14 protein-coding genes are annotated in these 16700 nt (G+C 66.3%); 6 read left to right on the top strand and 8 right to left on the bottom strand.

Going from position 1 to position 16700, the window contains the following annotated elements; genetic code table 11:
* Positions 1-79 precede the first annotated feature (79 nt).
* From K9D25_RS00070 to K9D25_RS00060, 3 genes are all read left to right on the top strand, one after another.
* Positions 80-1015 carry a 2-hydroxyacid dehydrogenase gene (locus K9D25_RS00070; protein ID WP_244378066.1) on the top strand — a complete coding sequence of 312 codons (936 nt, stop codon included), beginning with the start codon at positions 80-82 and terminating at the stop codon, positions 1013-1015.
* Positions 1016-1089: 74 nt separating this feature from the next.
* A complete protein-coding gene (locus tag K9D25_RS00065; RefSeq protein ID WP_244378065.1) occupies positions 1090-1245 on the top strand; it encodes a hypothetical protein in 156 nt (51 codons plus the stop codon).
* Positions 1246-1409: 164 nt separating this feature from the next.
* Positions 1410-2000, top strand: coding sequence for an SCO family protein (locus K9D25_RS00060; RefSeq protein ID WP_244450941.1), 591 nt, complete (start codon positions 1410-1412; stop codon positions 1998-2000).
* Here K9D25_RS00060 and K9D25_RS00055 read toward each other — a convergent pair.
* Positions 1945-3888 (bottom strand): glycosyltransferase, encoded by a 1944-nt coding sequence (locus K9D25_RS00055; protein WP_244378064.1) that lies wholly within the window; start codon positions 3886-3888, stop codon positions 1945-1947. The two genes, K9D25_RS00060 and K9D25_RS00055, sit on opposite strands and share 56 nt — an antisense overlap.
* Before the next feature lie 230 nt (positions 3889-4118).
* Here K9D25_RS00055 and K9D25_RS00050 point away from each other — a divergent pair, with 230 nt between their 5' ends.
* The 3 genes from K9D25_RS00050 (at position 4119) to K9D25_RS00040 (ending at position 7195) form a co-directional block, all read left to right on the top strand.
* A complete protein-coding gene (locus K9D25_RS00050; RefSeq protein WP_244378062.1) occupies positions 4119-4880 on the top strand; it encodes a transporter substrate-binding domain-containing protein in 762 nt (253 codons plus the stop codon).
* Between the two features lie 88 nt (positions 4881-4968).
* A complete protein-coding gene (locus K9D25_RS00045) occupies positions 4969-6627 on the top strand; it encodes a lysine--tRNA ligase (RefSeq protein ID WP_244378060.1) in 1659 nt (552 codons plus the stop codon).
* A 55-nt stretch (positions 6628-6682) separates the two neighbouring features.
* Complete coding sequence (locus K9D25_RS00040) at positions 6683-7195, top strand: cupin domain-containing protein (RefSeq protein WP_244378059.1); 513 nt, start codon at positions 6683-6685, stop codon at positions 7193-7195.
* A 3-nt stretch (positions 7196-7198) separates the two neighbouring features.
* On the opposite strand, the gene K9D25_RS00035 is transcribed toward K9D25_RS00040, so the two are convergent.
* The 7 genes from K9D25_RS00035 to dnaA all read right to left on the bottom strand — a co-directional run bounded on the left by K9D25_RS00035 (position 7199) and on the right by dnaA (position 16600).
* Entirely contained in the window at positions 7199-8890 is a 1692-nt protein-coding gene (locus tag K9D25_RS00035) for a thiamine pyrophosphate-binding protein (protein ID WP_244378057.1), read from the bottom strand.
* Between the two features lie 81 nt (positions 8891-8971).
* Entirely contained in the window at positions 8972-9454 is a 483-nt protein-coding gene (locus K9D25_RS00030; RefSeq protein ID WP_244378056.1) for a DUF2214 domain-containing protein, read from the bottom strand.
* A gap of 8 nt (positions 9455-9462) precedes the next feature.
* Positions 9463-9858 (bottom strand): DUF6152 family protein, encoded by a 396-nt coding sequence (locus K9D25_RS00025; RefSeq protein WP_244378055.1) that lies wholly within the window; start codon positions 9856-9858, stop codon positions 9463-9465.
* A gap of 112 nt (positions 9859-9970) precedes the next feature.
* The gene (gene gyrB / locus K9D25_RS00020; RefSeq protein ID WP_244378053.1) at positions 9971-12418 is read right to left on the bottom strand and encodes a DNA topoisomerase (ATP-hydrolyzing) subunit B; all 2448 of its coding nucleotides are present in this window, start codon (positions 12416-12418) and stop codon (positions 9971-9973) included.
* A 186-nt stretch (positions 12419-12604) separates the two neighbouring features.
* Positions 12605-13768: a DNA replication/repair protein RecF gene (gene recF / locus K9D25_RS00015; RefSeq protein ID WP_244378051.1), complete on the bottom strand. Its 1164-nt coding sequence runs from the start codon at positions 13766-13768 to the stop codon at positions 12605-12607.
* The gene (gene dnaN / locus K9D25_RS00010; RefSeq protein ID WP_244378049.1) at positions 13765-14880 is read right to left on the bottom strand and encodes a DNA polymerase III subunit beta; all 1116 of its coding nucleotides are present in this window, start codon (positions 14878-14880) and stop codon (positions 13765-13767) included. The genes recF and dnaN overlap by 4 nt, the downstream gene beginning before the upstream one ends.
* 223 nt (positions 14881-15103) lie before the next feature.
* Positions 15104-16600, bottom strand: a complete 1497-nt coding sequence (gene dnaA, locus K9D25_RS00005; RefSeq protein ID WP_244378047.1) for a chromosomal replication initiator protein DnaA — start codon at positions 16598-16600, stop codon at positions 15104-15106.
* Between the last annotated feature and the right edge of the window lie 100 nt (positions 16601-16700).

Genomic DNA, 16700 nt, shown 5'->3' with positions numbered 1-16700 from the left:
CCGTCTATGTCCGCGCGGCTCCGAGCCGATAGGATGGAGCGGCCGGCGAGTCGGGCGGCTTTGAAAGCGGAGAATGCGCGTGAGCGGGGATGCCCTGGTCTTCTACAGCGCGGTGGATGATGGAGAGGCGTGGCGGGCGGCGCTCAACGCTGAGTTTCCCGAGCTTGATGTGCGGATCGACCCGGATGTCGGCGATCCCGCCGACATTCGCTACGCCCTGGTGTGGACGCCTCCCGCCGGCTTCTTTGCGCGCTTTCCCAATCTGCAACTGGTGGTCAATCTGGGAGCCGGTGTCGACTCGCTGATGCGGCGGGACGATCTGCTGCCGGTTAAATTCGCCCGTCTCAATGATCCCGGCATGGAGGCGATGATGGCGAGCTATGTCATCTTCGCGGTGACGCGCTATGCCCGCGACATCCCGGTGTTCGAACGCGCCAAGCGGCGCGGCGAATGGGACTATGTGCATCCCCGTCCGCTCTACGAGATCAAGGTCGGTGTGCTGGGGCTCGGCGAACTCGGCGCGGCGTCGGCCAAGGCGCTGGCGGGCATGGGCTACACGGTGTCCGGCTGGTCGCGCAGCCCGAAGGATATTCCGGGCGTCACCGCCTTCACCGGCCGTGAGGGGCTGGAGCGTGTGCTCGGCGAAAGCGAGATCGTGGTCTGCCTGGTGCCGCTGACGCCGGAGACGCATCACCTGCTCGGCGCCGCCGAACTCGCCCTCATGCCGCGGGGCGCAAAGCTGGTGAATGTGTCGCGCGGACCGCTGGTGGATGAGGTGGCGCTTGTCGAGGCGCTGCGCTCGGGTCATCTCGCCGAGGCGACGCTTGACGTGTTCGAGACCGAGCCGCTGCCGAGCGGCCACCCCCTGTGGAACCTCGACAACGTGCTGATCACACCCCATGTCGCCAGCATCACCGTGCCGGCTCTGGCGGCGCGTGATGTGGCCGAGAGTGTTCGTCGGGTGCGCCAGGGATTGCCGCCGTTGCACGAGGTAGACCCGCGCCGCGGCTATTGAGGGACTGAACCGTGGGCGCGCGGGTCGCGCGCGTGCTAGGCTGTGCTGAGGGTATGAGCACGATGGCGACACCGATGGCATACATCGCGGCTTCGCGGAGCAGGATCTTGGCCTGGGGGGCGGGGATTGCCGGGATCCTCGCCGTCGCTGCGGCGATCGGCCTGTGGGCGCGCCACGGTGCGGTCGTTTTCTTCGAGATGCTGACGGCCGGTCTCGCCTATTGTTTCTAGAGCTGTTCCGGTGAACTCACATTCACCGGAACAGCTCTAACTCTCTGATTGTACGCAATTCCTATCGCGAAACCGCTATGCACTTTTGCGGGAATTGCTCTGAGCCTTGAAGAGTGATCCGTGGCGCGCGCCGGTCGGGCGGCGCCGAGCCTTGCTGTGGTGCCATGTCGAACCGTCGTGTTGTTCTGCTCCTTGCCGCCTTCGTGGTCGGTGCCGTGGCCATCGTCGCGAGCGCCCTCGCCCTGCTGCCGTCCGGCCGGGGAACCGTATCGAACGAGGTGGCGATCGGCGGTCCGTTTCAGCTCGTCGACCAAAACGGCAATGCGGTGACGCAGGACAGCTATCTCGGCAGGCCGACATTGGTGTTTTTCGGCTTCACCCACTGCCCGGACATCTGTCCGACCGCGCTGTTCGAGATGTCGCAACTGTTCGAGGCTCTGGGGCCGGATGCGCGAAAGGCCACGGGGCTGTTCATCACCGTTGACCCCGAACGGGATACGCCTGAGGTGATGAAAGACTATCTCGGCAGCTTCCACCCGAGCATTCAGGGATTGAGCGGCACGCCGGAGAAGATCGCCGCCGTCACCCGTGCCTACCGCGCCTACGCCAAGAAGGTGCCGACCCAGGGGGGGGATTACACGATGGACCATACGGCCGTCGTCTATCTCATGGACAAGAACGGCCGGTTCGTGGCCCCATTCAACCTGAAGCGCCCGCCCGAAGACGCCGCTGCCGAATTGCGCCGCTATTTCTGAGCCGCAACGTCGGCCGCACTCCCTGCCGCCGGCGTGATGTGCGCGCCAGCCCGTGTTCGGTCTTCTCCCAGTGCGACGGGGCAATGACGAGCGCGATAAGGGCCCGCCAGGCCGCCGCCGACATCATCAGCCAATACACCGGCATGGTCAGCGCTACTCCCACCATGCCGGGAATGCGCCGCCGCCGCATGCCCAGCAGTGTCGAAAGCACGGTGCCCAGCAGTCCGGCTACCAGCACGCAGAACCAAACCCCTTCGAGCAGTGTCGACGTAAACGACAGCTCGGTGACCGGTTCCAGAAAGAGCCCCAGCACCAGCGAAGCGAAGAGCACGGGGTGAAGCAGCGCGGCTGCCGTGCCGCTGCCGAGAAGGAAGAGAAGGGTCAGCGTCTCCGCCCATCCGGCCTCGTGCGCCATGCGCAGGGGCTGGCGTATATGCACCAGCAGCGTCTGCATCCATCCCTTGTACCAGCGCGTGCGCTGACGCATCCACGCACCGAGCCGCTGGGGCGCTTCCTCATCCGTGGCGGAGGCGATGACGTCCGTACCCCAGCCGGCCCGCGCCAGGCGAACGCCCAGATCGGCATCTTCCGTGACATTGAAGGGGTCCCAACCGTTCACGTCGTCAAGCGCGGCCCGGCGGAAGTGATTGGACGTGCCTCCGAGCGGCAGCGGCAACCGGCAGAGGCCGAGCATCGGCAGAACGACATCGAAATAGCCGGCATATTCGGCGGCGAACTGCCGGGAAATCCACCCATCGGCGAGATTGTCGATGACGAGGCGCGCCTGAACGCAGCCAATACGTTCATTCCCGCGTGCATTGAGCCTGCCGCAAACGTGCCGAAGCTGCAGCGGATCGGGCACATCCTCGGCGTCGTAGACGCCGATCACGGTGCCGCGCGCGAAGGGCAGGGCGGCGTTGAGCGCCTTCGGCTTTGTTCGCGGTCCAACCGGCGCGGCGACCACGACCTCGAAACCGGGACGGCAGGCGTGGAGCGCGAGCGCGGTTGCCGTTGCCTCATCATCGGGTTCGATGACCAGCAGAATCTGGAGCTTTTCGCGCGGATAGTCGATCCCGTCCAAGGCATCGACCAGTTGGGGCACGACCCTCGCCTCGCGGTAGAGCGGCACGATCAGGCTGTAATTGGGCAAGGACTTGTCGTCGCGTGTCGGGCGGGGAGGCCTCTGAGGCGGTATCGTGCAGGCTGCCAGCTTCAGTGTCGCGCTGCCTATGAGCATGAGAGCGACGAGCCCAGGCAGTGTCCAGGCGCCGATGAAGGAGGTGGCGGTCGTGGTGAGGAAGAGGGCGGCGAGAAAGCCGGCGATCAGGCCGAACAGATAGCGGGACGCATGCAGCGTTCCTGCCGACTGATGGGGCTGCTGATCCCGCAGCCAATAGGCGGCGAGGCTGCCGAGTTGCCGCCCGAAGCGCGCATGAACGAAGCGCGACAGCCGCTCCGGTGTCGTAAGGCTCACCCGTTCACGGAGCTCCGGGCGCTCCGCCAGCGCCGCCGCAAGCCGTCGCAGCTGCACACCGCGGGCCGCGGCGACCAGCCTTCCATCCGTCGTTCGCAAGACGCCGCTGCGCAGCATGGAGCAGACATCGGTCGCGGCGAGCGTTGGCGCGGCCTTGAACACCGCCGGGTCGAGCGGCTCGAAGTCGATTCCGAGATCCCGCGCCGCCGCCTGAGCCAGCATGTCCGGCGAGGCATGACCCGTGGCAAGCAGCGTCTCGTCGAGTCCGGTTCCCAGCCGCTCAGCCCGGCGCCGCGCGTACTGCAGCACAGCCGGATCGAGCCCTTGAGCGATACCGCGTATCTCGACGGGGACGCCGGGTGTTTCCACCGGTTCCAGCGGCCCCCATGAGCGCCAGTGCGCCAACTGCGTCATCGCGCGGCCCCTCGCCTAGTGCACACCAAGGCGGTAGAACATCGCGGAGGCGCGGCAGCCGCCTGATCCAGCGCGAGGAAAGTGTGCGGTATTTTTATCCGGCAGTTAAGTCCTGTTTGATGACGGTGCTTACCGGGGTGGCTGTCCTTGCGCTGGGATTGCAGGGTGGTGTGGCGTGGGCGCAACAGGGGCCGGCCACATCCGCCGCCGCTGGGGCTTCCGAGGCGGTGATGGTTCCAGGCTTCTGGGACCCCAAGCGACGGCCGGAGCGGCCGGATGTCACCCGCCTGCCGGTCCAGATACGTTTTGTCACCACCGAGGACTATCCGCCCTTCAGCTTCCGCGGCGAGGACGGGCGCCCGACCGGCTTCAATGTCGACATCGCCCGCGCCATCTGCACCGAACTCGCCATTCGCTGCACGCTGGAGATTATGCCGTTCGAGCAACTCGTCGAGGCGCTGGACAGCGGCAAGGCGGATGCCGCCATCGCGGGTATCGCCATTTCCGCCGCCAGCCGCGAGCGCACGGACTTCTCCGATCGCTACTTCCGCTCGCCCGCCCGCTTCGTCGCCCGTCGCGGCGATCCCGCACAGCAGGTCACGCCGGACGCGCTCGCCTCGAAATCGGTCGGCGTGGTCGTCGACACCGCGCATGAGGCGTATCTGCGCGACTTCTTCAACGAGATCGCCATCCGCCGCTTTCCCGATGCGGACGCGGCGCGAGCTGCCTTGCAGAAGGGCGACATCGACCTGCTTTTTGGCGATGGCGTGCAACTCGCCCTGTGGCTCAACGGCACGGCCTCCGCTGGCTGCTGTGTCTTCGTCGGCGGCCCCTTCACCGAGAGCCTTTATTTCGGCGAGGGGATGGGAATTGCGGTCAAGCGTGGCAACGACGCTCTGCGCCAGTCGCTGAACTACGCGCTGGCCCAACTGTGGGAGGAGGGGGTGTACACCGACCTCTACCTGCGCTGGTTCCCGATCAGCGTTTATTGACGCGGACCGCCGCACTACCTAGAGCATGGGCCGAGGCGGCGCGGCCGCCTTTGACGTTTCAGTGAAGCCAAGCCCAGGAGGGCCTATCATGACGGCGACCGCTCCGGTCGAAGATTTTGCAGTCGAACTGCGCACGCTGGCGGAAACCGCCGGCGCCTGGCCGTTCGAGGAAGCCCGCAAGATCGTCGAGCGTCTGAAGCGGAAACCCAAAGACGAGGTTCTGTTCGAGACCGGCTACGGCCCGTCCGGCCTGCCGCATATCGGCACTTTTGGCGAAGTGGCGCGCACCACCATGGTGCGTCACGCCTTCCACGTGCTGACCGAGGGCAAGATTCCGACGCGTCTGCTGTGCTTCTCCGACGACATGGATGGCATGCGCAAGATTCCGGAAAACGTTCCGGACCCGGCGGCGCTGAAGCCTTATCTGCAAATGCCGCTGACCAAGGTGCCGAACCCGTTCGGCGGCGGCTATGAGAGCTTCGGCCACCACAATAACGCGATGCTCCGTCGGTTCCTCGACACGTTCGGCTTCGACTACGAGTTCGCCAGCGCCACGGACTACTATTTCTCCGGCAAGCTCGATGCCGTGCTACTGAAGGCAGCGGAGAAGTACGAGGCCATCATGGACGTGATGCTGCCGACGCTGGGCGAGGAGCGGCAGGCGACCTATTCTCCCTTCCTGCCGATCTCGCCGGTTTCCGGCCGCGTGCTCTATGTCCCGCTCAAGGCCGTCGACGCGAAGGCCGGCACCATCACCTTCACGGACGAGGACGGGGTGGACAAGACCCTTCCCGTGACCGGCGGCCATGTGAAGCTGCAGTGGAAGCCGGATTTCGGTGCCCGCTGGGCGGCGCTCGATGTCGATTTCGAGATGTTCGGCAAGGACCACCAGACCAACGCCCCGATCTATGACCGGATCAGCGAAATCCTCGGTGGCATCGCGCCGGAGCATTTCGTCTATGAGCTGTTCCTCGACGAGAACGGCCAGAAGATCTCGAAGTCGAAGGGCAACGGCCTGACCATCGACGAATGGCTGACCTATGCCAGCCCGGAGAGCCTGGCGCTGTATATGTTCCAGTCGCCGCGTTCGGCCAAGAAGCTGCATTTCGACGTGATCCCCAAGGCGGTGGACGAGTATTTCAGCTTCCTCGCCCGCTATCCGACCCAGGACTGGAAGAACCGGCTCGGCAATCCTGTCTGGCACATCCATTCCGGCAACCCGCCGGTGGAGGAGCTACCGCTGAGCTTCGGTCTGATGCTCAAGCTCGCTTCGGCTTCCAATGCCGAGGACAAGGGCGTGCTCTGGCGCTTCATCGAGCGTTATGCGCCCGGCACCTCGCCGGAAACCCACCCGACCGTCGACCAGCTGGCCGGCTATGCGGTGCGCTACTTCATCGACCGGGTGAAGCCGCACCGGAGCTATCGCCTGCCCGACGAGGTCGAGGCGCAGGCTCTGGCACGGCTCGACGCGGCGCTGGCGGAAGTGGATGGCGACGATCGCGACGCGATCCAGAACGCCGTGCTCGATGTCGGCCGGGCCGAACCGCGCTATCAGGACCACAAGCGCAAAAGCCCTTCCGGCGGCCCGGGCGTGACCTTTGCGTGGTTCAGCGCGCTCTACGAGCTTCTGCTCGGCGAGAAGGAAGGCCCGCGTTTCGGTGGCTTCGTCGCCGCCTATGGCATTCCCGAAACCCGCGCCCTGATCGCGCGGGCGCTTTCCGGTGAACTCGCCAACGGCGCGCACTGACGCGCTTTCCGCAGGTCCCATGGCGTCCTACTCTTCTGTGCTTGAGGAGGACGCCATGGACCATTCCGACCATCACGCTCGCGATCACTCGCCCGACGATTCCGGTGCTGCGCGCTGGAAGCATGATGGCGTGCGCGTCATCAAGGGCGACGCGCTCGACGCCAATACCGCGCAGACCCCTGGCATGTTCCGTCAGGCGGCGATCAATCACGCTCGGGTCGGAGCCCAGAAAATTTGGGCGGGTACGGTCACCATAGAACCCAACGCGAAGACCGGCGTGCACCATCACGGGGCGTTGGAGAGTGTCATCTTCGTCGTGCGCGGCCGCGCCCGCATGCGCTGGGGCGAGCGGTTGGAATATGTGGCGGAGGCCGAGGCGGGCGACTTCATCTTCGTGCCGCCCTATGTGCCGCATCAGGAAATAAACGCCGACCCCGACCAGCCGCTCGACTGCGTGCTGGTGCGTTCGGACAATGAGGCCGTTGTGGTGAACATCCCCCATGTCGAGCCCGTGGAGATGCCCGAGGAAGTCTATTGGGTCGATCCAGTCCACAAGGCTCCGGGCTGACCCTCAGGCGCGCGGGGAGGTCGCCAGCGCCTTATCCCGTAGCGCGCTGAGCGAGGTGGTCGGTGTGATCGCTTCCGGGTCGAGCTTCACGTGCACGATCGCCGGCAGGCCCGACGCAAAGGCCGCGTCGAGCGCGGGCACGAACGCCTCGTTCGACTCGACCGTCACGCCGAAGCCGCCAAAGGCGCGGGCATAGGCGGCGAAATCCGGATTCTTCAACGTCGTGCCGAAAACACGCGTCGGATATTCGCGCTCCTGATGCATGCGGATGGTGCCATACATGCCATTGTCCACCACGATGGCGACGATGGGCGCGCCATACTGCACCGCGGTGGCGAATTCCTGCCCAGTCATCAGGAAATCCCCGTCGCCGCACACGGCCACGACGGGCGTCTCCGGCTGGGAGATCTTCGCCGCGACCGCAGCCGGCAGGCCATAGCCCATGGAGCCCGACGTTGGCGCGAGCTGCGTGCCATAGGCGCGGAAGCGATGGAAGCGGTGCACCCAGATGGCGAAATTGCCCGCGCCATTGCAGACAATGGTGTCCTTGGGCAGGGCGCGCAGATAGTGCACGAGGCTCGCCATCTGCACCGCGCCGGGATTGGCGGGGGGCGCCTCGGTCCATTCGAGATAATCGGCCCGCGCCTGCGCCCGCCAGTCACCCCAGGTGATGGCGTTCGGCGGCTGCACCCCTTCCAGCGCGGAGGCGAAGGCGCCTGAGGAGGCGTTGATGGCGAGAGCGGGCTGATAGACCCGGCCCAGCTCTTCGGCATCGGCATGAACATGCACCAGCGGTACGCCGGGATCGGGAATGCCGAGCAGGCTGTAGCCCTGCGAGGGCACCTCGCCGAACCGCCCGCCGGCGAGAATGACGAGATCGGCGTCCTTCAGACGGGCCGTGAGCTTCGGATTGACGGAGAAACCGATGTCGCCGGCGAAACAGGCGTGATCCGCCGGAAACAGCATCTGCCGCCGGAAGCTGACCGCCACGGGGAGGTCGAAGCGCTCGGCGAAGCGGGTGACGGAGGCGACCGCGCGTTCGTTCCAGCGCGCCCCGCCAAGGATCATCAGCGGCCGCTTGGCCGCCCAGAGCAGGCGCTGCAGCCGCATCATGTCGGCAAGGCCCGGCCAGGTTTCGGCCGGCTCCACGGCAGGCGCGTCCGGCACCTCGGCGAGCGCGCTCAGCACGTCTTCCGGCAGGGCGACGACCACCGGCCCCGGCCGGCCCTGCATGGCGACGCGGAAGGCCCGGGAGACGATTTCCGGAATGCGCGCCGCGTCGTCGATTTCCACCGCCCATTTGGCGAGCGGGCCGAAGACGGCGCGGTAATCGACCTCCTGAAACGCTTCACGACCGCGCATCGCCCGCGAGATCTGGCCGACGAACAGGATCATCGGCGTCGAATCCTGCTGGGCGATATGGATGCCGGCGCTCGCATTGGTAGCGCCGGGCCCGCGCGTGACGAAGCAGATTCCCGGCCGCCCGGTCAGCTTGCCGCAGGCTTCCGCCATCATCGCCGCGCCGCTTTCCTGCCGGCAGATCACGAAGTCGATGGCGCTGTCGGACAGCGCATCCAGCACGTCGAGATAGCTTTCGCCGGGCACGCCGAAGGTGCGGGTCACGCCGTTGGCGAGGAGGGCGTCGACGAGGAGGCGGGCGCCAGTGCGCGGGGCAGGGGAGGGCAGGGACATCATGGGCAAGAACTCGACGCGAAGGACGGGGCACTCTAGTGCCAGCGGACGGCGAAGGCGAGTGAACTTGCGGCCAAGCCCGCCTCAGGCGAAGCCGATCCACCGGCCCGCCACGAGAAGGGCGATCCAGAGCACAATCGAGGCGGCGGCGCAGGCGCGCACAGCCGGCGTGACAGGCGCGCCCGTCATCGCCCGCCGGAAGTCTGCATTCGTGTGCTGAAGCCCGCTATTCGCAAGCGCCGCAGCCAGGAGGGCCAGCTTGATCTGGAAGGCGGGGTTGGCGGCATAGTCGATGGGGCGTATCGAGAACAGCCACGCCCCCGTGAGCACAGCGAGGCCAAGGCCAAAAGCCGCCACCCGCAGCTGAAGCGGCCCCATCACGGCAAGCGGCACGGCGCCGAACGCACCAAGCAGCCGCAGGTCGAGCACGAGAATGGCGCCGAGCAGCAGCGCGACGCCGAGAATGTGGGCCGCATTGACGAGGAGGTAGGCGATCCACGACGCCCGCAGGGCGCGGGCGCCGGGCCAATCTGCCAGCGCGGCGAGAGTGCCCCACAGCTCTTCCACCGGCAACCTCAGTTGCGGCCGATCCGCTCGGGGTACATGTCGTAATTCGTGCCTGCGAGGGTGATGCGCACCGCTTTCATATGGGCCTTGGCGCTGTCGCGATTTCGGTTGCCAAGCACGGTGATGGCGTCGCCGGGCTTGGCCGTATCCCCGGTGAAGCCGGAAGCGGAAGTCTGGCGGGGATTGCCGAGATCGACCTGCCAGAGCGTGCCGTCGCTGGCCGTCACCTCAAGCGAGGGGTGCGGCGGCGCCATCGAGATGGTCTTGATGGTGCCTTCCAGCGTCATCTGCTCGCTCTCCGCCCAGCTCCAGCCGTGATGGGCGAGAGCGGGGGCCGAGAGGGCAAGGAGGCCGGCAAGGCCGGCGCCGAGCATCGTGCGTGACGGGCGAAGGGATGTGAGCATGGTGCGGCTCCTGTCGTAAGGGAAGTCGCACAAGACTATGGGGCGGGCGGGCTTCGCGACGAGCCGTCCGCCCCTCACATCTGCGCCAGCACAGCGCTTTGCGGAAGGGGCCTCAGACGTCGACGCTGGCGCGCAGCGCATTGTCCTGGATGAACTCGCGGCGCGGTTCCACCACATCGCCCATCAGACGGTTGAACAGGTCGTCGGCGTCCGCGACTTCCTTCACCTTCACCTGCAGCAGCGAACGGGCATCGACATCGAGCGTCGTCTCCCACAGCTGCTCGGCATTCATCTCGCCAAGGCCCTTGTAGCGCTGCAGCGCGACGCCCTTGCGGCCGGCATCGGTCACGGCATCGAACAGGTCCATCGGGCCGAAGACGAGGGTTTCGGATCCCTTGCGGCGCAGGGTGGCGGGGTCGGCATGCACCTCCTGCAGGTCGGCCGCCAGGCTGTCGAGCCGGCGCGCCTCGGCGGAGCCGATGAAGGTGGCGTCGAGCACGGCCACTTCTTTCACCCCGCGCACGGTCCGTGTGAAACGGAAGCCGGCGCCATCAGCCTCGCCGGTCCAGCCGCGTTCCGTGTCCTCGGCGATCCGGTCAAGCCGGCCGGCGACGATAGTGGCGATCTCAGAGGCGCGTTCTTCCTCGACCAGCAGGCCGGGCGTCAACGCGCCGGCGATCGCCGCCTGCTCCACCACCGCGCGGTTGTAACGTGGATGCAGGCCGTTCATCACATGGCGGAAGGAGCGGGCGCTTTCCAGCACATGATGAAGATCGGCCCCGCCGCGCACTTCGCCGGTGGCAAGATGCAAGGACGCCTCGTCCAGGCCCTGGGTGATGAGGTAATCTTCCAGCGAACGCTCGTCCTTGAGATATTGCTCGGACTTGCCGCGCGTCACCTTATAGAGCGGCGGCTGGGCAATGTAGATGTGCCCGCGTTCAAGCAGTTCCGGCATCTGGCGGAAGAAGAAGGTCAGCAGAAGGGTGCGGATGTGGGAACCGTCCACGTCCGCGTCCGTCATGATGATGATCTTGTGGTAGCGCAGCTTGTCGACATTGAAGTCGTCGCGGCCGATTCCCGTGCCGAGCGCCGTGATCAGCGTGCCGATCTGGTCGGACGAGAGCATCTTGTCGAAGCGGGCGCGCTCGACATTCAGGATCTTGCCGCGCAGCGGCAGGATCGCCTGGAAGGCCCGGTTGCGGCCCATCTTGGCGGAACCGCCGGCCGAGTCACCCTCGACGATGAAAAGTTCGGATTTGGCCGGATCGCGTTCCTGACAGTCGGCGAGCTTGCCGGGCAGCGAAGCGACATCGAGAGGGTTCTTGCGGCGGGTGAGTTCGCGCGCCCGGCGCGCCGCTTCGCGTGCAGCAGCGGCTTCGACCACCTTGGTCACCAGCGCCTTGCTCTCGCCGGGGTGCTCCTCGAGCCAAGTGCCGAGCGCATCGTTCACCAGCGCCTCGACCACTGGGCGCACCTCGGACGAGACCAGCTTGTCCTTGGTCTGGGATGAGAATTTCGGGTCAGGCACCTTCACCGAAAGCACGGCGGTGAGGCCCTCGCGGCAATCCTCGCCGGTAGGGTCGACCTTCTCTTTCTTGGCGATGCCGGAGCGCTCTGAATAGCCGATGATCTGGCGAGTCAGGGCCGCCGCGAAGCCGGTGAAATGGGTGCCGCGGTCACGCTGAGGGATGTTGTTGGTGAAGCACAGCACGTTCTCATGGTAGCTGTCGTTCCATGAGAGCGCGCATTCCACCATGATGCCGTCGCGCTCGGCGCGGATCACGATCGGCTTGGGCAACAGAGCCTGCTTGGAACGGTCGAGATACTGCACGAAGGCTTCGACGCCGCCTTCATACATCATCTCTTCGCGCTTCACCTCGGCATGGCGCGCGTCGGTCAGGACAATCCGCACGCCCGAATTGAGGAAGGCGAGTTCGCGCAGCCGGTGTTCCAATGTGCCATAGTCGAATTCGGTCTTGGTGAAGGTTTCCGGGCTCGGCAGGAATGTCACGCGCGTGCCGCGCCGGCCTTCCGGCGCGGGCCCGGTTTGCTTCAGGTCCGCTTCGGCGTCGCCGTGGCGGAAGCGCATGAAGTATTCATATCCACCGCGCCAGATGGTGAGGTCGAGAGTTGTGGAAAGCGCGTTCACCACCGAGACGCCGACGCCGTGCAGGCCACCGGAGACCTTATAGGAGTTCTGGTTGAATTTACCGCCCGCGTGCAACTGGGTCATGATGACCTGCGCCGCGGAAACCCCTTCTTCTTCATGGATGTCGGTCGGGATGCCGCGGCCATTATCGGTCACGGTGACCGAACCTTCAGCGTTCAGCGTGACCGTCACCTCATTGGCATAGCCGGCCAGCGCTTCATCGATGGCGTTGTCCACCACCTCATACACCATATGGTGGAGACCGGAGCCGTCATCCGTATCGCCGATATACATTCCCGGGCGCTTGCGCACCGCGTCGAGGCCGCGAAGCACCTGAATCGACTGCGCGCCATAGTCTTCCCCGTTCGCGGTGTTCGCGGCGGGGGACGGAGCGTTGTCAGGGTCGGCCATGGAATGAAGCTCTACGAATCGAGGATGTGATTGGGATTTATACCGCACTCGCACGGTGAATTCGTGGCGGGGCGTTAGCACTTTGACAGGCCGGCGCCCGGGTGAATGGCCACGACGACGGAGCCCGCCGACAAGCCCATTGGGATGGTCCGATTTCTAGGGCATTTTCCCTTTTATTTCAAGGGTTCAGGCGTGCCTCTCGACATGGCCGGGCGTCACCGCGAAGGTTTCCGCCCTTCCGGCAAGCGCCGCGAAGGCCGAGGGGTCGGCGCCGGTCATCCACACCTGCGCGCCGAGCGCGTCGAGCGCGGCAAAAAGGGCGATGCGCCGTTCGGGGTCGAGATAGGCGACCACATCGTCGAGGAGCATGACGGGCGTTCCGCCCGTCATCTCCGTCACCAGGCGGGCATGTGCGAGGGCGAGCCCGATCAGCAGCGCCTTCTGCTCGCCGGTGGAACCCTGTCCGGCGGGAATGGCTTTCGGACCGTGGCCGACGAGCAGGTCGGTCAGATGCGGCCCCTCCAGGGTCCGCCCTGCCGCGCGGTCACGCGGGCGGGCGGCCCGCAAGGCCATCCGGTACTGATCCTCGACGACCGTTGCCGGCTCGGTTGCCAGCGCGCGCTCCACCTCCCCGTCAAGCGCAACCGTTGCCCAGGGGAAAAGGGACGCGCCGTCGTCATGCGCCTCGCGCCCCTGCGCGATGCCAGCGGCAAGCCGTTGCACGGTCTCCATCCGCGCTGCAGCCACCGCGATCGCGAGCGCCGCCAGTTCCTGTTCCACGGCGTCGAGATAGCGGGGATCGGTCGTGGGCTCCTCAAGCAGGCGGTTACGCGACCGTAGCGCCCGCTCCAGCGCGTTGACCCGCGCCCCGTGCTCGGCATCGACCGCCAGCACCAGACGGTCGAGGAAACGCCGACGTTCCGAAGGCGGGCCGAGAAACAGCCCGTCCATGTCGGGCGTCAGCCAGACAATGCGGACATGGGCGGCAAAGGCCGCAGCCGACCCCACGCTCTCGCCGTCGATGCGGCAGCGGCGGGTTCGCGTCTCGCTATCGGCTTCGACGCCGGTGCCGAGCACGACCTCGCCATACGCCCCTTCGACCACGGCGGACAACGCCCACCCCTGGGCGCCGGGCCGACGCGCCGCAAACTGGTCGAGCGTGGCACGCCGCAGGCCACGACCCGGCGCAAGCAGCGAGATGGCTTCCAGAAGATTGGTCTTCCCGGCCCCGTTCTGGCCCAGCAACACGATGGGCCCTTTGCCGACGCGAATATCCGCAGACGGGTAGCTGCGGAAATCGGTCAGCCGCAAGCGCGCGAGGCGGGCCGTAACCGTCGTGGCCGCGCTCACACCCGCATCGGCATCAGCACATAGAGCGCGCCGCGCTTGTCCGGGTCCTGCACCAGGGTGGGCGAACCGGGATCGGCGAGCTTCAGCTCGGCCGTGCTGCCTTCGATCTGCGAGGTGATGTCGAGGAGGTAGCGGCTGTTGAAGCCGATATCGATCGCCTCGGCCGCGTATTCGACCTCGATCTCCTCCGTGGCGCTGCCCGAATCCGGATTGGTGACGGAGAGGGTCAGTTTGCCATCGGCGATGGAGAGCTTAACCGCCCGGCCCCGCTCGCTGGCCACGGTGGAGACGCGATCGACGGCGGAAGCGAAATCGGCCTTGTCGACCACCAGTGTCTTGTCGTTGCCGACCGGAATGACGCGGCCATAATCCGGGAAGGTGCCGTCGATGAGTTTGGAGGTCAGCACCACGCGATCAAGCGACACGCGGATCTTGGCGGCGGAAAGCTCGACCGTCACCTCGGCATCCGCATTCTCGGCAAGGCGCTGGATTTCGGCGACGGCCTTGCGCGGCACGATGACGCCGGGCATGCCGCTGGCGCCGGCAGGCGCGGTTGTCTGCGCCTGCGCCAGGCGATGGCCGTCAGTGGCGACGGCGCGCAGCACCGGTCCGCCAGCGTCCGCTACGTGGAGATAAATGCCGTTGAGATAGTAGCGGGTCTCTTCGGTCGAGATCGCGAACTGGGTCTTGTCCACGAGGCGCTTCAGCTCGCCGGCCGGCAGGGTGAAGCTATGGGTCATCTCGCCGGCGGCCAGATCGGGGAACTCATTCTCCGGCAGTGTCTGCAGCGCGAAACGCGAACGGCCAGCGCGCACGGTGAGCGTGCTGCGGTCGCCCGATGTCTCGATCTGCACCTGGGCGCCTTCCGGCAGTTTGCGGACAATGTCGTAGATCGTATGCGCGGGAACGGTTGTCGCGCCTTCTTCCTGAACCTCGGCCGCGATCGTCTCGACAATCTCGATGTCGAGGTCGGTGGCCCGCAGCGCGAGCCCGCGCGGATCGCTCCGCATCAGCACGTTGGCGAGGATCGGAATGGTGTTGCGCCGCTCGACGACACGATGGACGTGGGCCAGAGACTTGAGCAACTCGGCCCGCTCGACAGTGACCTTCATGGCCGCGACACCCGTGGCTTTACGAAAAAGGAAAGGTGCACGAGGCACGGGCGGCCGAACGACCCCGGCCACGCGCCCCGGGCAGCGGCGCGACCGCGCCGCCGGGGGCGCCGACATTGCCGCCCCTCGCGTATCAAGGCAAGCGGCGCACCAAAGGGATGCGCCGAAATGATGGGGAAATCTGCGGGTATATCGGGCAAAACGCCGTCTTCGGCGCCCGCAGCTACTCGTCGTTGACCAGCCGCTTCAGCGTCTCAACCTCATCGGCGAGCACGCGGTCGGTGCCGACGAGGCCGTCGATCTTGCGTACGGCATGCAGCACCGTGGTGTGATCGCGCCCGCCAAAGCGCCGCCCGATCTCCGGCAGCGAGCGCAGGGTCAGCATCTTGGCGAGATACATCGCGATCTGGCGCGGTTTCACCACATTGGCGGTGCGGCGCTGGGAGAGGATGTCGGCGCGGCTGACATTGTAGTGCTTGGCGACGACGCGCAGAATATCGTCCACCCGCACGCGCTTGGGTTCGCTCGACCGCACCAGGTCGCGCACGGCGGTCTCGGCCATTTCGAGCGTGATGGCGCGGGAGGTGAGCTGGTTATGCGCCAGCAAGCGATTCAGCGCGCCGTCGAGGTCACGGCCGTTCTGGCCGCAATGGCGGGCGATGAAGTTGAGCACGTCGTGCGGAACGCTGAAGCCGGGATGCTGCTGCGCCAGCGTCGCGATGCGGGCGTTCAGGATTTCGAGCTTCAGTTCGTCGTCGAGCGGCGCGATCTCGACCACGAGCCCGCCGGCGAGGCGCGAGCGTACCCGTTCCTCCAGCGCGTCGAGCTCCGCGGGCGGACGGTCGGCGGCGATCACCACCTGGCGGCCGGAATCCATCAGGGCATTGAGCGTGTGGCAGAATTCCTGCTGCACGCTCTTGCCTTGCAGGAACTGCAGGTCGTCAATGACGAGCGTGTCGATGCCGCGAAGCTGCTCCTTGAAGGCAAGCGAGGACTGGCTCTTCAGCGCGGCGACGAAGCCATACATGAAGCGCTCGGCGGTGAGATAGACGACGCGGCGACCATGGCCGGCGCCGTCGGCGGCGATGGCCTGAAGCAGGTGCGTCTTGCCCAGTCCGACGGCCGCATGGAGATAGAGCGGGTTGAACACCGGGCCGCTGCCGGCGGGCGCATGTGCCACCTTCAGCGCCGCCGCATGGGCGAGGCGGTTGGAGTCGCCAAGATGATAGGTCGAGAACGTAAGGCGCGGGTCCAGCGGCGAGCCATTGGCCACCTCGGCCGGATTGGTCAGCGAGGCCGGAGTCGACGGCGTGGGTTCGGCTTCCACGGGTGGCGCGACACGCGTGATGGCGGCGCGCACCGGCATCGGAGCGGCGCCCGGCGTGCGCATCACGGCGGTGCGGACGATCAGTTCGACGCGGTCCGCCGAGGCTTCTTCCTGCCACAGCGCGACGAGGCGCTCGATATAATGCTGCTGAATCCAGGTCTTGAGGAAGCGCGTGGGCACGGACAGGCGCACGAAGCCGTCATTGATCCCATCGAGCTCGATGCGCGGGAACCAGCTCGAATAGACTTCCTCACCGACTTCGGCCCGCAGCCGACGGCGAACCCGATCCCAGGCATCGCGCGCGTCGCTGTCCGACCCGCCCCTCGCACTGGCGCTTGCCGCCACACCGGGAAACTGGGTCTTGCCTGAGGATTCGATGCCATCTTTGAACATATCGGCTCCGCGCTTCTTATGCGGTTGTTGGGACACACGAGAGCCGTGCCGCTCCGCCGGATCGCAGACGCGTTCCAGCAGGCGGCAGGCTCATCAGTGC

Origin of the sequence: Ancylobacter polymorphus, assembly GCF_022836935.1 — a bacterium.
In the GTDB taxonomy this organism is placed as follows: Bacteria; Pseudomonadota; Alphaproteobacteria; order Rhizobiales; family Xanthobacteraceae; genus Ancylobacter; species Ancylobacter polymorphus_A.
The sequence above is the reverse complement of the archived record's forward strand: the minus strand, read 5'-3'. Positions and strand labels throughout refer to the sequence as shown.

Coding starts and splice junctions, on each gene's coding strand:
- K9D25_RS00035 (WP_244378057.1), bottom strand. CDS start 8,890: ATGATGTCCCTGCCCTCCCCTGCCCCGCGCACTGGCGCCCGCCTCCTC.
- K9D25_RS00050 (WP_244378062.1), top strand. CDS start 4,119: ATGGTTCCAGGCTTCTGGGACCCCAAGCGACGGCCGGAGCGGCCGGAT.
- K9D25_RS00025 (WP_244378055.1), bottom strand. CDS start 9,858: ATGCTCACATCCCTTCGCCCGTCACGCACGATGCTCGGCGCCGGCCTT.
- K9D25_RS00060 (WP_244450941.1), top strand. CDS start 1,410: ATGTCGAACCGTCGTGTTGTTCTGCTCCTTGCCGCCTTCGTGGTCGGT.
- K9D25_RS00040 (WP_244378059.1), top strand. CDS start 6,683: ATGGACCATTCCGACCATCACGCTCGCGATCACTCGCCCGACGATTCC.
- dnaN (WP_244378049.1), bottom strand. CDS start 14,880: ATGAAGGTCACTGTCGAGCGGGCCGAGTTGCTCAAGTCTCTGGCCCAC.
- K9D25_RS00065 (WP_244378065.1), top strand. CDS start 1,090: ATGGCATACATCGCGGCTTCGCGGAGCAGGATCTTGGCCTGGGGGGCG.
- dnaA (WP_244378047.1), bottom strand. CDS start 16,600: ATGTTCAAAGATGGCATCGAATCCTCAGGCAAGACCCAGTTTCCCGGT.
- K9D25_RS00055 (WP_244378064.1), bottom strand. CDS start 3,888: ATGACGCAGTTGGCGCACTGGCGCTCATGGGGGCCGCTGGAACCGGTG.
- K9D25_RS00045 (WP_244378060.1), top strand. CDS start 4,969: ATGACGGCGACCGCTCCGGTCGAAGATTTTGCAGTCGAACTGCGCACG.
- gyrB (WP_244378053.1), bottom strand. CDS start 12,418: ATGGCCGACCCTGACAACGCTCCGTCCCCCGCCGCGAACACCGCGAAC.